Below are 18426 nucleotides of genomic sequence, written 5' to 3' on the forward strand. Positions count from 1 at the left end.
CTCCCACATTGATAGCGCTTAGACAGGCAGTGCGGATCAAATGTGGGAGCGGGCTTGCTCGCGAATGATCGCAAGAACACTGCAAATCTAACTCGACTGAATAATGCTCAACCGCTCGCCCACCACCATTTCCGTGATCCAGCCCACCAGAATGCTGGTATACGCCTGTTGTGAGACAGGCTCGCTCAAGGCGTGATCGGCACCGTCGATAATCCGGTGAGTCAGCGAGTGGGTCTGCTGACACGCCGCGCGGTAACTCATGATGGTCGCGTGGGGCACATAGGCGTCCGTCTCGGACTCCACCAGCAACACATCCCCGGTAAATTGCGAACAGGCATGCAGCGCGCGATTGCTGTCGGCGCTGACCCGCGTGCTGCGGTAATCGCGCAAATCGAGCTTGTCCAGCTCACGCTTGGGTGTGTGCCAAAAGTCGTCTCGATACAACGCCGGCACCCGCAACGCCAGCCAGCGCACCGGTCGCAACGACGTCAGGATCGAGGCCAGATAACCGCCATAACTGGTGCCGACCACGGCGATCGCCGACGTGTCGAGCGCCGGATGGGCGAGCAAGCGGTCGTAGGCCGCCAACAAGTCACGCAGATTGTCTTCGCGGGTTACCCGAGATAACGGAATACCGGTCCCGCCAGTATGGCCGCGCAAGTCGAATGTCAGGCACACGCAACCCAACCCGGCGATGCCTTTGGCGCGCTCCAGGTCGCGCTCCTGACTACCGCCCCAGCCATGAACGAAAAGCACACCCGGGACTTTCGATTTGGGGCTGAGGAAGGTTCCGCTCATCTGTTCATCGTCGATGTCGATCTGAATGGTTTCGCTTCTAGCCGTCATAGGATTTGACCGTTACGTACTTGAGAAGAAAGTCACTGTGTTCCGCTGGCCCGCGGTAGACCTCAATGGCGTTGGCCGGCAGAGGTTGATCGGTATAGGTTTCGATCGACGACACGCGAATCGCGCGCAAGCCGGGGTTGTTGACGAAGCTCTGCAGTGCCGCGACTTCAGCACTGCTGGCACCGCCCAGGCGCCAGGATTGTTCGAGCACGCCACTGCGTTGTTTGCCATCGCAATCCAGCCCTTGGGCGATGTCGTAGTTGCGCCGCGAGGCGTAGAAACCGGGGTAGGCTTCATCGGCCGCGCTGTCGAATACCTGCGCTTGCTGGATCGCCAGCCTCGTGTCTTCTGGTAGTTCCAGCGCCAGCAGGTCCTCGTAATAACCCTGCACCACCAACAGATTGGACCCTCCATAAACCTGCTCGCCCTGACCGTCTTCGGTCAAGTATTGATCACCGCAATAACTCAGCACTTTGTCGCCGATAAAACTCTGACCGACACTATGGGTGACCACCTCGATCAAGTCTTGTTCCAGCACCACACCTTCGGTGAACAATGTTTTGGCATCGGGGCGAGCAAGGATGGCGTCGAACTGATCGAGGCTTTTGATTACTTCCTGGCCGCGTCCGGCGCAGGCATGAATAGGTTTCATGCGGATCGGACCGCTGTAGAGCAGGTGCTCCGCCGCCGGGCGAGCATCCTCCAGGGAGAACACGCTGAGGCCATCGAGCACGACGCTGCGTACCCGTTCGGAAAACAACGACGACCAGCCTTCGGGCGCGAACGCATAGCGATTCAACAATCCATGGCTGATGGCTTTGGTGCAGATGAAATCGTGGTCGACGTAACCGCCCCATAAGTCCTCCGGCCCTTTGACGCCCAGCTGCCGGGCGGCAGCAACGCCCACCAGCGTTTGGGTCGGCAACAGATAAATATCCCGGCCGCGATGCAGCTGCGGGTCGTAACTGCCGCCGTATTCGAGCCCCACAACCTGCGCCAGCCAACGGGCCAACGCGCGATTGGTTTCGACTTCGTGAAGCGAGGCACTGGGTCGCACTGAATGGGCGAGTACCAGTTTGTTGCGATTTGTTGGGGTCATGCGTTCCCCTTCAATCTGCGTTTGATAAATGTAGCTCAAGGAGGTGCAGAGATCAGGCCAATGGCGGCTGGAGAAAAACAGTCTTTAAATCAGCCAATTGCGAAATGTGCGGTGGCACAAGGCCTGTTTTATTCTGCACGACACCTTTCAATGCTCCCGGCATTTTGCACGACTCAAACCTGCCACCTAACTCATGTGGGAGCGAGCCTGCTCGCGATGGCGGCCTGACATTCCATATTTGTGTTGAATGACACACCGCTATCGCGAGCAGGCTCGCTCCCACATTTTTAGATCTGTGGTGATGCTCGCTACCGAGCCACGGCCGCGGTCGCAGACACACCAAACCGCCCCCGGTAATCACTCGGCGCCAGCCCGGTAATCTTCTTGAACGTTGCCCGAAACGCACTCGGGTCCTGGTAACCCACGGTCCAGGCAATATGATCAATAGTGCCGTTGGTGAATTCGAGCATTTCCCGCGCTTTGCCGACACGCAGGTGCTGGCAGTACTCGGTGGGTTTCAACCCGGTTGCAGCACGAAAACGCCGCAGGAAAGTGCGTTCTTCCAGCCCCGCCCGCTCGGCCATTGCCGTCAACGAGACATCGGTCGCCCCAGTGCTTTGCAGCCAATGCTGGACCTTGAGAATCGACGCATCGCCATGGTTGAGAATCGGTGAAAAATTACTGCCGCACGCACTCGCGCTGTCGCTGTGTTCCACCACCAGAAACCGCGCCGTGCCGTGCCAGTGGCAATGCTCGGCCCGAGCAAGCGGTTCACCAATCGCAATCCCAGCTCTGACCAGGCCATCAACCCGGCGGTGGTGATCAGGTCGCCATCGTCGACAATGGGCGTATCGGCCTTGAGCTTGATCGCCGGATAACGCTCGGCGAAAGCCTTGGCCGAGGTCCAGTGGGTAGTCGCGCTACGGCCATCGAGCAGGCCGCTTTCGGCCAACAGTATAGAACCCACGCAGACCCCGCCGAGGGTCGCACCGTTGGCGTGCTGCTGACGAATCCAGCGAATCAGCTCTTGGGGCGCCTGTCGCTCGGAAAAACCTCCGATCGAGGGCGGGATCAACACGGCGACCAATGCGCCGGCCGGGCCAGGATGAGTGTCATAGACCCGCTCGGGCACTTGATCGCTATCGACCTGCCAGTGACTGACCCGCAGCAACGGCAGCTGCGCCGCCTGATGCTCGGCGGCGATCCGGTTGGCCACGCCGAACAGGTCCGTCAGCCCATGCACCGCCGCCATCTGCGCACCGGGATAGATCAGCACTCCCAGTTCGGCGACTGCCCTTTCTACACCCATTGTCAGTTTTCCCCCTTCTATTGTCGGTGCGGCCAATCCTCGAACGGAGGGCCAGCGCCAATACTTAATTCCACACCCAACACACACTTCGAGGAAACAGTCATGGCCAAGCAAGCACTCATCGTAGTCGATATCCAAAACGACTACTTCCCTCAGGGCAAGTGGCCGCTGGTGGGCGCCGACGCCGCAGCGGACAACGCCGCACGGTTGATTCAGGCATTTCGCGAGGCCGGCGATCAGGTGGTGCACATCCGCCACGAATTCACCTCCGACGCCGCACCGTTCTTCGCGCCGGGCTCCGACGGCGCGAAGCTGCACCCCAAAGTCCTCAACCGCGCTGACGAACCGGTGGTGCTCAAACATTTCGTCAACTCGTTCCGCGAGACCGAACTGGAAGCCATCCTCGACCAGCAAGGCATCGAGCACTTGGTGGTGGTCGGGAGCATGAGTCACATGTGCATCGACGGCATCACCCGCGCCGCGGCCGACTTGGGCTACACCGTCACGGTGATTCACGACGCCTGCGCCACCCGAGACCTGGAATTCAACGGCATCACCGTCCCGGCCGACCACGTTCACGCCGCCTTCATGTCGGCCTTGGGTTTTGCTTATGCAAGTGTGGTGTCCACTGACGATTTTCTGGCTGATTAAGATGAGGAACCTGTGGGAGCGGGCTTGCTTGCAAAAGCGGTGTATCAGGCAACATCAATGTTGACTGTGCCGCCGCCTTCGCGAGCAAGCCCGCTCCCACATGACCTTCTATCGTCATACACCTGTGCAACAGTCGAAAAAATCTCACGCGTGAGCTATTGAGGTCCGCAAAAATTGCCTGTAGTGTTTCTCACGCGTGAGTTTTTCACAACGGGGTCAGCATCATGAAAAGCAGCTCTCCATCAGATCCGCCTACCGGATCTGCCACCGATTCAGCGAGCCAAAAGGGAGAGCGCTCGAAACCGTCCGCAAAAAAACCATCCAGCTTCTACATGAAGCAGATGCGCGCGGGCCTGGGTGCCGCCGGGTATGTGAAACACGAGACTTGGGTGCTTCCCGAAAACCGAAGCCTGCTCAAGCAGATGGAGAAACAGCTACGCCAACCGATTCTGGCTGGCTCATTCATGTCGGAGAATTACATGAGCGCAGGTAATAACTGGAATATCGATCGCCTCTACAGCGCCCTTCAGGCCCTCGACGAAGTGGTTTCGAACGACATCACCCTCTCCCTCGTTCAAGGCTCCGAGTCCAGCATCAAGCTGGAAATGAACGATTTCGGTGGCTTGCCGATTTACATCGCGGTGGTTGGCGATCAGGTCATCGTGGATACCGTTCTGGTCGATGTCGAGTCCATCAACGACGTACCGGCATTCAATGACGCCGTTCTGCGTAGCCGGGAAATGTTCCCGCTGTCCTCGATCGGTATCGAGTCGATGCCCAACGGGCAGGTCGTTTACAACATGTTCGGCGCACTGAGCTCCGACTCCAGCCTGACCAACGTCGTGACCGAGGTCAAAACCCTCGTCGACAACGTCCAGCGCGCCAGCGAAGCCTTTGAACGTTTCTTCATCTAATTTTTCGGGAACAGGAAATATCCAATGACTCAGTCCATCTGGAGCAAATTGTTCACCGCGCTGCGTGGCGGTGCCAACGAAGTCGGCGAATCGATCGTCGACCAACAGGCCCTGCGCATCCTCGACCAGGAAATTCGTGATGCTGACAGCGCGCTGGCCAACGCCAAGCGTGAGCTGGTCACCATCATGGCCAAGCACAAACTGTCGGCTGATCGCGTCAGCGAGCACAACGCCAAGATCAAGGACCTGGAATCCAAGGCCCTGGCCGCGATCCAGGCCAATCGCGAAGACCTGGCACTGGAAGTGGCCGAAGCCATTTCTACCCTGACCAACGAACTGGATGTCGAGCAAAAGCAGGCCACCGAATTCGGCGGTTACGCGGACAACATGCGTAAAGACATCACCAAGGCTGAAAGCCGCATCAAAAGCCTGCGTCAGCAAGTGGACATGGCCAAGGCGCGTGAAAGCGTACAGAAAGCCCAGGTCAGTGCTTCGATCGCCAGTGGCGGCGCCAACGGCAAGCTGGAAACCGCCGTCGGTACGCTGAACCGCCTGCAAGCCAAACAGCAGCAACGCGCCGCTGAACTGGAAGCTCAGGACCAACTGGCCGATGCGTCGACCGGCACCGACCTGGAGCGCAAGCTGCGCGAAGCCGGCATCACGCCGAACGAAGGCAGCGCCAATGCGATTCTGGAACGCCTGAAGAAAAAATCGGCTGAGTAAGCAACAGCGCAGCAGGAAGGGCATTTTTTTCCCTGATGCCGAGCTGCGGAACCTGTGGGAGCGGGCTTGCTCGCGAAGAGGGAGTGTCAGTCGACATCAATGTTGCCTGACACACTGCCTTCGCGAGCAAGCCCGCTCCCACATGGGTTGCGCTTAAGTAACGGGCATTCACTGCCCTTCGAGTCGAGGTCACGGATGGATGCCCTGAAGGGGTTCAAGACAATCGCAGGCGTGACCCTCTTCATGGTCGCGTTGCAACTGCTCAATGCGGCGACTGGCTACAGCCTTATTGCCTTCGGCCTAGTGCCGAGAACACTGCAGGGACTGGTCGGTATCATCACCTCGCCTTTCTTGCACGGGTCCTTTGCGCATCTGAGTACCAACCTGATTGCCTTTTTGATCCTCGGCACCCTGGTCATTGTCGAAGGGCTCGGCCGGTTCATGGCCGTCAGCGCCATCATCATTCTATTGGGCGGTTCGCTGGTCTGGCTGTTCGGATTTGCAGGCGTACACATTGGTGCCAGTGGATGGGTATTCGGGCTGTGGGCGTACCTCCTGTCGCGCGCCTGGTTCCAGAGGAGCTGGAGTAACCTGATCACGGCCAGTGTCGTGGTCCTGCTCTATGGCGGCCTGATTTTTGGCTTCTTTCCTCGCCAAGGCATGTCCTTCGAAGGGCACATCTTTGGTGCGATCGCCGGATTTATTGCAGCCAAGGTACTGTTATCTACGCCGCGCAGCAGGTTTAATGCCGCCCGGTAACCGCACTGAGCACTCAGACGCCAGAGCGATTACATCGTCAGGAATGAGCCCCATGGAGTCAGGGATGTAATGTCGATTTTCCTTTTATTGCGCACGTACGCTTCGTCCTTCTTCCATCGGTTCGGCTGGGCAGGCCTGGCCATTGCGCTGGGCATACACCTGAGCACGGCCTATATCGGCCTGGTGCTTCTGGGCGAACAACACCTCACCGCCCCCGCCACGTTTACCTACTTCTATCTCACCACCACGCTCACCGTCGGCTATGGCGATCTCGCGCCACAGACATCGGCGGGACGAATTTTCGTGGCTACCTGGGTCATGCTCGGGGGCATTGCGCTGCTGACGGCAGCCATCGGCAAAACCACCAGCAGTGTCATCGATGTATGGAGAAAAGGCATGAAGGGCAAAGGCGATTTCACCGGTAAGGTCGGCCACACTGTTCTCATCGGCTGGGAAGGCGCGTCCAGCGAGCGGGTCATTGAATTATTGCTGCAGGACGAAACCTCCAATGACAACCTGATCGTCATTTGCGATTGCGACCTCGAAGAAAATCCCATGCCGGGCAAAGCAGACTTTATCAAAGGCGAAAGCCTGTCCTCTGCCGCGCTTTTGCTGCGGGCCGGCGTTCCCGGTGCCGAACGCGTCCTGGTGCGAACCCATTCAGACGATCTGACCCTGGCCACCGTGCTGGCGGTCAATCGACTGAGCCCTGTCGGGCATGTGGTCGCCCACTTCAATGAAAGTGAAATCGCTGCGCTCGCCAGCGCCTACGCGCCCAGCCTGGAATGCACCTCGAGCATGGCCATCGAGATGTTGGTGCGTGCCTCTCAGGATCCGGGCTCATCAGTGGTCATCAATGAATTGCTGTGCGTGGGTCAAGGCGCTACCCAATACCTGATGAGACTGCCCGATACTTTTGAAGCAACGTTCGGCGATCTGTACGCACAGATGAAAGAGCGCCACAACGCGACCCTGATCGGCTACCGCGCCAAAGGCGCCCGACAGCCTTCGATCAACCCGCCCGGCGCCACCCGCGTTGAGGGCGGCGAACTCTTCTACATCGCCTCCACTCGCCTCAAGGAAATCACCAATGGGATGGTTTAAACAGTTGATGGGGCTTGAGGCCCCGAAAGCGAATACGGAATCGAAATGGACAGCCAACGAAACCCTGCCCGCCATCGGTCCGCTGGGCCTGGCATTGGGTAAAGAGGTGATGTTCGACACCACCCTGAAGTTGTTGCTCGACGGTAACACCACCGTGGTCATCCCTGGCGCCCAACAGATCTGGAGCGCTGGCACTGTTGATCTCGGGCAGTCGAACTGCCTGTCACGCTATTACATGAACGACGAAGACTACTGGCTGCAAGTGCACACCACCGGTGACATCGCCGGACAGGTCGAGTCAGTGATCCTGTTCAATTACCTCAGTTACGTCACCATCAACAGTGAAGCGGAGCTGAGTCGTCTGGCCGGCCCTCAAAGCCTGATCGGGCTGCCGACTTATACCCATAACGGTGTCGAATACACCCGCGAATGGGGCACCGAGAGTGGCCAGACAGAACTGGTGGGGCTGAGCGAACACCTGAAAAACCCGGATGAGTCCTACAGCATCGAGCACCGTTCGATGCTGTACGCCCGCGAAACCGGCCTGACCGATCGCCGGGAATTCCTGCTGTTTTCCGTCGAAGAAGACGCCGAAGGCACTATCAGCTTGAGTACTTCGCTGGGCATTTCGCTGTACACCACTGACCTGAACACTTTTTAAAAAGGAAGAAGTCCATGCTTGAAGCGCTCTCCATCTCCCTGAATAAAGCCGCCGTGCTCGGGTTTGTTTTGTACATCCTCGGCGCCGCCGTGCTGTTCGCGCTGTTCCAGTTCATCTACACCCGAATCACCCCGCACAAAGAATTCGAACTGATCCGCTCGGGTAACGTTGCGGCCGCGATCGCGCTGGGTGGCGCCATCATCGGTTTCGCCATTCCGGCCAGTAATGTGATTGCCTACTCGATCAGCATTCTGGACTTCGTCGTCTGGGCAGTGATCGCCGCTTTCGTACAATTGCTGGCGTTTCTGGTGACCAGTCTGGTGCTCAAAGGCGCCTCTGAACGCATTAAAAAAGGTGAAATCGCTGCGGGTATCTATATCGCGGCAGTGGCCATCAGCGTCGGCATGTTGAACGCCGCGTGCATGACCCCTTCCTCGAACTGATTGCGCCACGGAGATTCCGATGAAACGAAGCAAGTACGTTCAGCTCTCGCTGGCAGCGTCGGTCGCCATGGCGATATCAGGTTGCGGGCCGACAGAAAAAACCTACCCGGTGCAGAAGAAGTACAACTTCCAGTCTGTTCAGCAGTGTGCCGATGAAAAACTCCCGGTAGACGTCTGCTCTGACGCCTACATGACCGCCATGGCAGAGCATCGCCGTATCGCGCCGGTGTACGACAACCAGGCCGATTGCGATGCCGACTTTGTCGCCGACTGGTGCCAGCAGGATTCCGCCGGCAAGTTCATCCCCAAGCTGGGCGGTTTCGAACTGACCGCCGATGGCGAGGTGACGCAATCCCAGGTGGACGCGGCCAAGGCTCAACTGCCGGCCTCGGAAGCGAACAGCGGAGGCTCCGGATTCTCCGGCACCAGCCTGCTGACCGGCCTGCTGATCGGCAACATGCTGAGTAGCAATCGCAATAGCTACTTCTCCGAGCCGGTCTACCGCTACCGCGATGATCGCGGCAACTACGGCTCCTCAACGCTCAACCAGCGGATTTCCAAAGGCTCAACCTTTACCAAGTCCAATCAGGCAAGGTACGGCAGCAGCAGCAGCAGCAGCAGCTACACCGACTCAATCCGTTCAGGCAGCAAGCCGATATCCGTTGCCTCATCCACGTCTCGTGGCGGCTTCGGCAGCAAAGCCAGCGCCCGCAGCGGTTGGGGCGGTTCGAGCAGCGCTGGCCGATCGAGCAGTTAAGGAACAAACGCCATGAAGAAGATCCTCTGCGCAGAGCGTCATGACTGGAAACAGACCGCCGAAAGTCTTGGCTTTCTGTTCCATACCATCGACGACGAACCCTATTGGGACGAAAGCGCGTATTACCAGTTCACGCTCAAGCAGATCGAGAACGATCTCGAAGACCCGACCACCGAGATTCATGAGATGTGCATGGACCTGGTGGCCCGCGTGGTTCAGAGCGAGGAGTTGCTGGAGCGCCTGAGCATTCCAGCGCCATTCTTCGACATGGTTCGCACTTCATGGCTCGAAGGCCACCCGCACCTGTATGGACGCATGGATTTTTCCTACGACGGCAGCGGGCCGGCCAAGTTGCTGGAACTCAACTACGACACGCCGACCAGCCTGTATGAGGCGGCGGCGTTTCAGTGGGGCTGGCTGGAGCAATGCATCGAACGCGGCTTGCTGCCCAAGCATGCCGACCAGTTCAACAGCATCGACACCAAGCTGCATCAGGCCTTTGCCCAGCTGCAGCTCAAACAGCCCTTCTATTTCGCCTCGATGAAAGACTCGGTCGAAGACAAAGGCACCACCGACTACTTGCGCCTGATCGCGGAAAAGGTCGGCATCGAATCGCGGCACATCGACATCGAAGACATCGGCCTCACCCATGAAGGACGTTTCGTCGACTTAGAAGATCGCTGGATTCCTCATCTGTTCAAGCTGCATGCCTGGGAGTTCATCTTCCACGAACCCTTCGGCTCGGCGATTGCCCAGAGTGACACACAGTTTTTCGAGCCCGCCTGGAAATCGATCATTTCCAACAAGGGTATCCTGCCACTGCTGTGGGAGTTCAACAAAGGTCACCCGAACCTGCTCGCGGCGCACCTGGATCCAGACCCAAGCAAAGCGGTGCCAAAAGGCTGGGTGCGCAAGCCGTTCTTCTCCCGGGAAGGCGCCAACATTGAGCTGCAAACCGCTGACGGTCTGATCGTGAAAGAGGACGGGCCCTACACCGACGCGCCGTTTATCCTTCAGGAATTCGCCCCGCTGCCGAAGTTTGGCGACAGCTTTACGCTGGTTGGCTCCTGGGTGATCGGCGATCAGGCGGCCGGTATTGGCGTGCGGGAAGACAACAGTTTGATCACCAAGGATTCAAGCCGGTTTTTGCCGCACCTGATACTCGACTGACCCATCCATCGCCGGTGTGGACATAAGTAAGATGCCCGCAAGACTTACGGCTGAAATACCGGATAATGGCGGCCAAATCGTCTAGCCCGTTATTCTGGTAATCCCCCATGGAAATAAAGGTCAACTTTCTCGACAACCTTCGACTTGAAGCCAAGTTCGATGACTTCACGGTGGTGGCCGATCAACCTATCCGCTACAAGGGCGATGGCTCGGCACCTGGCCCATTCGACTACTTCCTGGCTTCGTCGGCGTTGTGTGCGGCTTATTTCGTGAAGTTGTACTGCGACACCCGCAGTATTCCCACGGATAACATCCGCCTGTCGCAGAACAACATTGTTGATCCGGAAAACCGCTACAACCAGATTTTCAAGATCCAGGTCGAGTTGCCGGCGGACATCTCCGACAAGGACCGCCAGGGCATCCTGCGTTCCATCGACCGTTGCACCGTGAAAAAAGTGGTGCAAGCCGGACCTGAGTTTGTGATCGAAGAGGTGGAAAACCTCGACGCCGATGCCCAGGCGTTGTTGATGCCTGCATCCAATTCCGGGACGGGCACCTATATCGCGGGCAAGGATCTGCCGCTGGAGCAAACCATCGCCAATATGTCAGCCATTCTGGCGGACCTGGGCATGAAGATTGAAATCGCCTCGTGGCGCAATATCGTGCCCAATGTGTGGTCGCTGCATATCCGCGATGCGCACTCGCCGATGTGCTTTACCAACGGCAAGGGTGCGACCAAGGAAGGCGCGTTGGCGTCGGCGTTGGGCGAGTTTATCGAGCGACTCAACTGCAACTTCTTCTACAACGACCAGTTCTGGGGCGAGGACATCGCCAACGCAGCGTTTGTGCACTACCCGGACGAACGCTGGTTCAAGCCTGGCCGAAAAGATGAGCTGCCAACTGAAATTCTCGACGAGTACTGCCTGAAAATTTACAACCGCGACGGCGAGTTGCGTGGTTCCCATCTGATCGATACCAACTCGGGCAATGAAGAGCGCGGCATCTGCTCGCTGCCGTACGTGCGCCAGTCGGACGGCGAGGTGGTGTATTTCCCGTCCAACCTGATTGAAAACCTTTTCCTGAGCAACGGCATGAGTGCCGGTAACACGCTGGCCGAAGCCCAGGTGCAGTGCCTGTCGGAGATTTTCGAGCGCGCGGTAAAACGCGAAATCATCGAAGGTGAATTTGCACTGCCGGATGTGCCGGCCCACGTGCTGGCGAAGTACCCCGGGATACTGGCCGGCATTCAGGCGCTGGAAGAACAGGGATTCCCCGTGTTGGTGAAGGATGCGTCCCTGGGTGGTGAATTCCCGGTGATGTGCGTCACGTTGATGAACCCGCGTACCGGCGGCGTGTTCGCCTCGTTCGGCGCGCATCCGAGCCTGGAAGTGGCGCTGGAACGCAGCCTGACCGAATTGCTGCAGGGCCGCAGCTTCGAAGGCCTCAACGACTTGCCCCAGCCGACGTTTGAAGGTCACGCAGTGACCGAGCCGAATAACTTCGTCGAGCACTTTATCGACTCCAGCGGCGTGGTGTCGTGGCGCTTCTTCAGTGCCAAATCGGATTACGAATTCGTGGAGTGGGACTTCTCCGGCCAGGGCGAAAACTCGAATGCCGAGGAAGCCGCGACCTTGTTCGGCATTCTCGAAGGCATGGGCAAAGAAGTGTACATGGCGGTCTACGAGCATATCGGCGCGAAGGCGTGCCGCATTCTGGTGCCGAACTATTCGGAAATCTATCCCGTGGACGATCTGATCTGGGATAACACCAACAAAGCGCTGTTCTTCCGCGCCGACATCCTGAACCTGCATCGCCTGGGCGAAGACGAACTGCAAGCGCTGGTTGAGCGCCTGGTGGAAAGCGAGCTGGACGACTACACCGACATCACCTCCTTGATCGGCATCGAATTTGACGACAATACGGCTTGGGGTCAGCTGACGATCCTGGAGTTGAAGTTGCTGATTTATCTCGCCTTGCAACAGTTTGAAGAGGCGAAAGAGGCGGTGGAAATGTTCCTGCAGTACAACGACAACACGGTTGAGCGTGGCTTGTTCTACCAGGCCGTCAACGTGGTGCTGGAGATGAAGCTGGACGAAGACCTGGAGCTGGAAGACTACGAGGCCAATTTCCGCCGGATGTTTGGCAGCGAGCGGATGGATGCAGCAATCGGATCGGTGGACGGCAGCGTGCGTTTCCATGGCTTGACGCCGACCAGCATGAAACTGGAGGGGCTCGACAGGCACCTGCGGTTGATCGATAGCTACAAGAAACTGCACTCGGCACGGGCCAATGTGACCACTTTATTCAGTTAACAGCGCCCACAAAAAAGCGAAGCCAGATTACGGGCTTCGCTTTTTTTTATTACTTACTGGACAGCAGCTTTTTTAGAACGGGATATCGTCATCAAAGCTGTCGAAATCCGGAGCCGGCTGCGGAGCGGCCTGCTGTGGAGCTGGTGCCTGGCGCGACTGTTGCGGTGCCGACTGCTGTGGACGCGGAGCCTGTTGGCGTGGGGCCGGGGCGGACTGCTGGTAGTTATTGCCCCCGCCTTGTTGGTCACCCTGCTGTGGACGGCCGCCCAACAATTGCATGGTGCCTTGCATGTCGACCACGATTTCAGTGGTGTAACGCTTGATACCGTCTTTTTCCCACTCGCGGGTTTGCAGCTTGCCTTCGATGTACACCTGCGAACCTTTGCGCAGGTATTCGCCGGCAATTTCGGCAACCTTGCCGAACATCGACACACGGTGCCATTCGGTCTTCTCGACCTTCTGACCGGTTTGCTTGTCGGTCCACTGTTCGCTGGTCGCCAGACTCAGGTTGGTCACGGCGTTACCGTTAGGCAAGTAGCGAACTTCGGGATCCTGGCCGCAAGTGCCGACCAATATGACTTTGTTAACCCCACGGGCCATAACGTTCTCCTAGGCTACGCACGCTGCCCCGGCCGGGTTGTTCACCAGGCGCTCAAGGGTGGTGCGATCCAATAGTTCTGTGTCCAATTTGATGTAAATCGCCGCTTCATCTTCGACGATCACTGCATCTGTTACCCCTACGACGGCCTTCAGGCGCTCGACCAGACCCGCTTCGCGGATCGCCTCGGGCGACAACGGCAAGCGCAGGCTCGTGACGTAAGGTGGTTCGCGCATGGTAACAGCAAAGGCCAGCCAGAGGGCAGCCAGGCCGGCGCATCCGAGGAATACAACCGACAAACCGCCGTGCTGGAACATCCAGCCGCCGAGGATCCCGCCCAGCGCCGAACCGAGGAACTGACTGGTGGAATAAACCCCCATCGCTGTGCCCTTGCCGCCTGCCGGTGAAACTTTGCTGATCAGCGATGGCAAAGAGGCTTCCAGCAGATTGAACGCGGTGAAGAACACCACCGTACCAATCACCAGAGCCCGCAAGCTATCGCCGAACTGCCAGAAGAATAGCTCAGTGAGCATCAGCGTCAGCACTGCGCCCAATAAAACTCGTTTCATTTTGCGTCTCTTCTCGCCGTAGATAATGAACGGGATCATGGCGAAGAAGGAAATCAGCAACGCGGTCAGGTACACCCACCAGTGCTGCTCTTTAGGCAGCCCGGCTTTTTCGACCAGGGCCAGGGGCAATGCAACGAAGCTCGACATCAACATCGCGTGCAACACAAAAATGCCCAGGTCCAGGCGCAGCAGGTCCGGGTGCTTGAGCGTCGGTATCAGCGCCTGGCGCGCGACGCCGGACTCGCGGTGCTGCAACGGCCCGGTTGCGCGCGGCACCATGAACATCACAATGACGATGCCGACCAGCGCCATGCCTCCGGTGGCGAAGAACAACCCGGACAGACCGAAGACACGGGTCAGCAATGGTCCTACAACCATGGCGACAGCGAACGACAGACCAATCGTCATGCCGATCATGGCCATGGCTTTGGTCCGATGCTGTTCCCGGGTCAGGTCTGACAGCAACGCCATGACCGCCGCGGAAATCGCCCCTGCGCCTTGCAGGATGCGTCCGGCAATGACGCCCCAGATCGAATCGGCATTGGCCGCCAGCACGCTCCCTAGGGCGAAGATGATCAGCCCCAGGTAAATCACCGGACGACGACCGATGCGGTCGGAAATGAAGCCAAAAGGAATCTGAAAGATCGCCTGGGTCAGGCCGTAAGCGCCAATCGCCAACCCGATGAGGGCCGGGGTCGCTCCTGCCAGGTCCATCCCATAGGTCGCCAGAACCGGCAACACCATGAACATGCCAAGCATACGGAAGGCGAACACCAGGGCCAGACCGCTTGCTGCGCGGGTCTCACTGCCACTCATGCGTTCGCTGTGGGGATCGTGCATGGAAAAACCTCATGTGAACCGGCGGCGATTCTACCAGTCCCATCGATTGACGGGGTATATCGCGACGCTATGACGCGCACAGATGACGCAGTCTTCATGCAAGGCTGCGCGCCCCGCATTTGATAGTGTGCATCCATCCAGTATTTGGCCGTATACTCCTACGTTTTCGACGCCCGCCGAGCGAGGCCACTTTGGACAAGATCCTGATTCGTGGGGCCCGAACCCACAACCTGAAGAACATCGACCTGACCCTGCCACGGGACAAACTGATCGTTATCACCGGCCTGTCCGGATCCGGCAAGTCGTCCCTGGCCTTTGACACGCTGTACGCCGAAGGCCAGCGCCGTTATGTCGAATCGCTGTCGGCCTACGCCCGGCAGTTCCTGTCGATGATGGAAAAACCTGACGTCGACACCATCGAAGGTCTGTCGCCAGCGATCTCCATCGAACAGAAGTCGACCTCGCACAACCCCCGCTCGACGGTTGGCACCATTACCGAAATCTACGACTACCTGCGCCTGCTCTACGCTCGCGTCGGTATTCCGCGCTGCCCGGACCACGACATTCCGCTGGAAGCCCAGACCGTCAGCCAGATGGTCGACCTGGTGCTGGCACAACCGGAGGGCAGCAAACTGATGCTGCTGGCGCCGGTGATTCGCGAGCGCAAAGGAGAACATCTTTCGGTCTTCGAAGAGCTGCGCGCCCAGGGTTTTGTACGGGCCCGGGTCAACGGCAGGCTCTGCGAGCTGGACGAGTTGCCAAAGCTGGATAAACAGAAGAAGCACTCGATCGATGTCGTGGTCGACCGCTTCAAGGTCCGCGCCGATCTGCAACAGCGTTTGGCTGAGTCGTTCGAGACTGCGTTGAAACTGGCGGACGGCATTGCACTGGTCGCACCAATGGATGACGAGCCTGGCGAAGAAATCATCTTCTCCGCGCGCTTCGCCTGTCCGATCTGCGGTCATGCCATCAGCGAGCTGGAACCCAAGCTGTTTTCCTTCAACAACCCGGCTGGCGCTTGCCCGACGTGCGATGGCTTGGGTGTTAAGCAGTTTTTCGATATCAAGCGATTGGTGAATGGCGAACTGACGCTGGCGGAAGGCGCTATTCGCGGCTGGGACAGGCGCAACGTCTATTACTTCCAGATGCTCGGGTCGCTGGCCTCGCACTACAAGTTCAGCCTTGAAGTGCCGTTCAACGACCTGCCGGCCGATCAGCAGAAGTTCATCCTGCATGGCAGTGGTTCGCAGAACGTCGACTTCAAATACTTGAACGACCGTGGCGACATCGTCAAACGTTCGCACCCGTTCGAAGGCATCGTGCCGAACCTGGAACGCCGCTACCGCGAAACCGAATCGGCTTCGGTCCGTGAAGAGCTGGCCAAATTCCTCAGCACCCAGCCCTGCCCGGATTGCCGCGGCACCCGTCTGCGTCGCGAGGCGCGGCACGTGTGGGTTGGCGAGAAGACCTTGCCGGCGGTGACCAATCTGCCGATCGGCGACGCCTGTGAATATTTCGGCGTGCTGAAACTGACCGGTCGCCGTGGCGAGATCGCCGACAAGATTCTCAAGGAAATCCGCGAGCGGCTGCAGTTCCTGGTCAACGTCGGCCTGGACTATCTGTCACTGGATCGCAGTGCCGACACGCTGTCCGGCGGCGAAGCCCAGCGGATTCGCCTGGCCAGCCAGATTGGCGCCGGCCTGGTGGGGGTTCTGTACATTCTCGATGAGCCATCGATCGGTCTGCATCAACGGGACAACGACCGGTTGCTGGGTACCCTCAAGCACCTGCGGGACATCGGCAACACGGTAATTGTGGTCGAGCACGACGAAGACGCGATTCGTCTGGCCGATTATGTGGTGGATATCGGCCCGGGCGCAGGTGTGCACGGTGGACATATCGTCGCCGAAGGTACCCCGGCCGAGGTTATGGCTCACCCTGATTCGCTGACCGGCAAGTACCTTTCGGGTCGGGTAAAGATCGCAGTTCCAGCCAAACGCACGCCGCGCAACAAGAAGCTGTCGTTGGCCCTCAAAGGCGCTCGCGGCAACAATTTGCGCAACGTTGACCTGGAGATTCCAATCGGTCTGTTGACCTGCGTGACCGGTGTATCCGGTTCGGGCAAATCGACACTGATCAACAACACACTGTTTCCTTTGAGCGCTACCGCACTCAATGGAGCAACGACCCTGGAAGCGGCTGCTCACGAGAGCATCAAAGGTCTGGAACATCTGGATAAGGTCGTCGACATTGACCAGAGCCCGATCGGTCGCACGCCGCGCTCCAACCCGGCGACCTACACCGGGCTGTTCACGCCGATACGCGAACTGTTCGCCGGTGTGCCGGAATCCCGCTCCCGCGGTTATGGGCCGGGGCGTTTCTCCTTCAACGTGAAGGGCGGACGCTGCGAAGCCTGTCAGGGCGATGGCCTGATCAAGGTGGAAATGCACTTCCTGCCGGACATTTATGTCCCTTGCGACGTCTGCAAGAGCAAGCGCTACAACCGCGAGACGCTGGAGATCAAGTACAAGGGCAAGAGCATCCACGAAACCCTCGAGATGACCATCGAGGAAGCCCGGGTGTTCTTCGACGCGGTTCCAGCCTTGGCGCGCAAGCTTCAGACGCTGATGGACGTAGGCCTTTCCTACATCAAGCTGGGGCAATCGGCGACGACGCTGTCCGGCGGTGAAGCCCAGCGGGTGAAACTGTCTCGCGAGCTGTCCAAGCGCGATACCGGCAAGACCCTGTACATCCTCGATGAGCCGACCACCGGCCTGCACTTTGCGGATATCCAACAGCTGCTCGACGTGTTGCATCGTCTGCGCGACCACGGCAATACCGTGGTGGTGATCGAGCACAACCTGGATGTGATCAAGACCGCCGACTGGTTGGTGGACCTGGGGCCGGAAGGTGGTTCCAAAGGCGGCCAGATCATTGCCGTCGGTACGCCTGAGGAAGTGTCGGAGATGAAGCAGTCTCATACTGGCTTCTATCTCAAACCATTGCTGGCTCGCGACAGAGCCTGAATCAGGGCCACGAAAAAGCCCCTGTCACTTCATCGGTGACAGGGGCTTTTTCGTACGCGCCTACAACAGCATCAGAACTGCGATTGCAGGTAATTTTCCAGACCAATCAGCTTGATCAGACCCAGCTGCTTCTCGAGCCAGTAGGTGTGATCTTCTTCGGTATCGGCCAGCTGAATACGCAGGATCTCGCGGCTGACGTAATCCTTGTGCAGTTCGCAAAGCTCGATGCCTTTGCAGAGAGCTGCACGAACTTTGTATTCCAGACGCAGGTCAGCGGCGAGCATGTCAGGCACGGTGGTGCCGACATCCAGATCGTCCGGACGCATACGCGGGGTGCCTTCGAGCATGAGGATCCGACGCATCAGGGCGTCAGCGTGTTGCGCCTCTTCTTCCATCTCGTGGTTGATACGTTCGTAGAGCTCGGTGAAACCCCAGTCCTCGTACATCCGCGAATGGATGAAATATTGATCACGGGCTGCCAGTTCGCCTGTCAGCAACGTGTTGAGGTAATCGATTACGTCTGGGTGACCTTGCATCGCCCTACATCTCCCTGCTTTAAAGTCTGTAGTTTGAACCAACCTGACCGGAAGGTCACTCACCCGACGCTATAAAAGCGAAGATATTCTTAGAAAAGCAGCTTAAATA

General features: G+C 58.3%; 16 protein-coding genes and 1 pseudogene. 11 read left to right on the top strand and 6 right to left on the bottom strand.

Annotation, left to right across the window (positions count from 1 at the left end; genetic code table 11):
- Positions 1-87: 87 nt before the first annotated feature.
- The 3 genes and pseudogenes from KVG95_RS24100 to KVG95_RS24110 form a co-directional block, all read right to left on the bottom strand.
- Positions 88-846, bottom strand: coding sequence for an alpha/beta hydrolase family protein (locus KVG95_RS24100; RefSeq protein WP_052967059.1), 759 nt, complete (start codon positions 844-846; stop codon positions 88-90).
- The gene (locus tag KVG95_RS24105; RefSeq protein WP_217858208.1) at positions 836-1945 is read right to left on the bottom strand and encodes a DUF3182 family protein; all 1110 of its coding nucleotides are present in this window, start codon (positions 1943-1945) and stop codon (positions 836-838) included. The genes KVG95_RS24100 and KVG95_RS24105 overlap by 11 nt, the downstream gene beginning before the upstream one ends.
- A gap of 308 nt (positions 1946-2253) precedes the next feature.
- Positions 2254-3254 (bottom strand): annotated as a pseudogene (locus KVG95_RS24110) (GlxA family transcriptional regulator).
- 102 nt (positions 3255-3356) lie between these two features.
- On the opposite strand from KVG95_RS24110, the gene KVG95_RS24115 reads away from it, so the two are divergent.
- The 10 genes from KVG95_RS24115 to KVG95_RS24160 all read left to right on the top strand — a co-directional run bounded on the left by KVG95_RS24115 (position 3357) and on the right by KVG95_RS24160 (position 12748).
- A complete protein-coding gene (locus KVG95_RS24115; protein WP_217858209.1) occupies positions 3357-3905 on the top strand; it encodes a cysteine hydrolase family protein in 549 nt (182 codons plus the stop codon).
- Positions 3906-4237: 332 nt separating this feature from the next.
- Positions 4238-4819 carry a YjfI family protein gene (locus KVG95_RS24120; RefSeq protein WP_030131197.1) on the top strand — a complete coding sequence of 194 codons (582 nt, stop codon included), beginning with the start codon at positions 4238-4240 and terminating at the stop codon, positions 4817-4819.
- A gap of 24 nt (positions 4820-4843) precedes the next feature.
- Positions 4844-5542, top strand: coding sequence for a PspA/IM30 family protein (locus tag KVG95_RS24125; RefSeq protein ID WP_123720583.1), 699 nt, complete (start codon positions 4844-4846; stop codon positions 5540-5542).
- Positions 5543-5737: 195 nt separating this feature from the next.
- Complete coding sequence (locus KVG95_RS24130) at positions 5738-6301, top strand: rhomboid family intramembrane serine protease (RefSeq protein WP_217858210.1); 564 nt, start codon at positions 5738-5740, stop codon at positions 6299-6301.
- A 69-nt stretch (positions 6302-6370) separates the two neighbouring features.
- Positions 6371-7405, top strand: a complete 1035-nt coding sequence (locus KVG95_RS24135; protein ID WP_217858211.1) for an ion channel — start codon at positions 6371-6373, stop codon at positions 7403-7405.
- Complete coding sequence (locus tag KVG95_RS24140) at positions 7392-8066, top strand: DUF2491 family protein (RefSeq protein WP_217858212.1); 675 nt, start codon at positions 7392-7394, stop codon at positions 8064-8066. Before KVG95_RS24135 ends, KVG95_RS24140 begins: the two co-directional genes overlap by 14 nt.
- Before the next feature lie 14 nt (positions 8067-8080).
- Entirely contained in the window at positions 8081-8509 is a 429-nt protein-coding gene (locus tag KVG95_RS24145) for a DUF350 domain-containing protein (protein ID WP_217858213.1), read from the top strand.
- A 19-nt stretch (positions 8510-8528) separates the two neighbouring features.
- A complete protein-coding gene (locus tag KVG95_RS24150; RefSeq protein WP_217858214.1) occupies positions 8529-9266 on the top strand; it encodes a DUF1190 domain-containing protein in 738 nt (245 codons plus the stop codon).
- 12 nt (positions 9267-9278) lie between these two features.
- Complete coding sequence (locus tag KVG95_RS24155; RefSeq protein ID WP_217858215.1) at positions 9279-10436, top strand: glutathionylspermidine synthase family protein; 1158 nt, start codon at positions 9279-9281, stop codon at positions 10434-10436.
- A 107-nt stretch (positions 10437-10543) separates the two neighbouring features.
- Positions 10544-12748: an OsmC domain/YcaO domain-containing protein gene (locus KVG95_RS24160; RefSeq protein ID WP_217858216.1), complete on the top strand. Its 2205-nt coding sequence runs from the start codon at positions 10544-10546 to the stop codon at positions 12746-12748.
- A gap of 72 nt (positions 12749-12820) precedes the next feature.
- Here the strand turns inward: KVG95_RS24160 and KVG95_RS24165 are convergent, their stop codons facing one another.
- Positions 12821-13348 (bottom strand): single-stranded DNA-binding protein, encoded by a 528-nt coding sequence (locus tag KVG95_RS24165; RefSeq protein WP_016969466.1) that lies wholly within the window; start codon positions 13346-13348, stop codon positions 12821-12823.
- 9 nt (positions 13349-13357) lie between these two features.
- On the bottom strand, positions 13358-14755 hold the full coding sequence (locus KVG95_RS24170) for an MFS transporter (protein WP_217858217.1): 1398 nt from the start codon (positions 14753-14755) through the stop codon (positions 13358-13360).
- A 191-nt stretch (positions 14756-14946) separates the two neighbouring features.
- On the opposite strand from KVG95_RS24170, the gene uvrA reads away from it, so the two are divergent.
- The gene (gene uvrA, locus KVG95_RS24175; protein WP_052967045.1) at positions 14947-17781 is read left to right on the top strand and encodes an excinuclease ABC subunit UvrA; all 2835 of its coding nucleotides are present in this window, start codon (positions 14947-14949) and stop codon (positions 17779-17781) included.
- Positions 17782-17852: 71 nt separating this feature from the next.
- Here the strand turns inward: uvrA and bfr are convergent, their stop codons facing one another.
- Positions 17853-18317, bottom strand: a complete 465-nt coding sequence (gene bfr, locus KVG95_RS24180; RefSeq protein ID WP_123359019.1) for a bacterioferritin — start codon at positions 18315-18317, stop codon at positions 17853-17855.
- Between the last annotated feature and the right edge of the window lie 109 nt (positions 18318-18426).

Origin of the sequence: Pseudomonas farris, assembly GCF_019145235.1 — a bacterium.
GTDB classification, from domain to species: Bacteria; Pseudomonadota; Gammaproteobacteria; order Pseudomonadales; family Pseudomonadaceae; genus Aquipseudomonas; species Aquipseudomonas farris.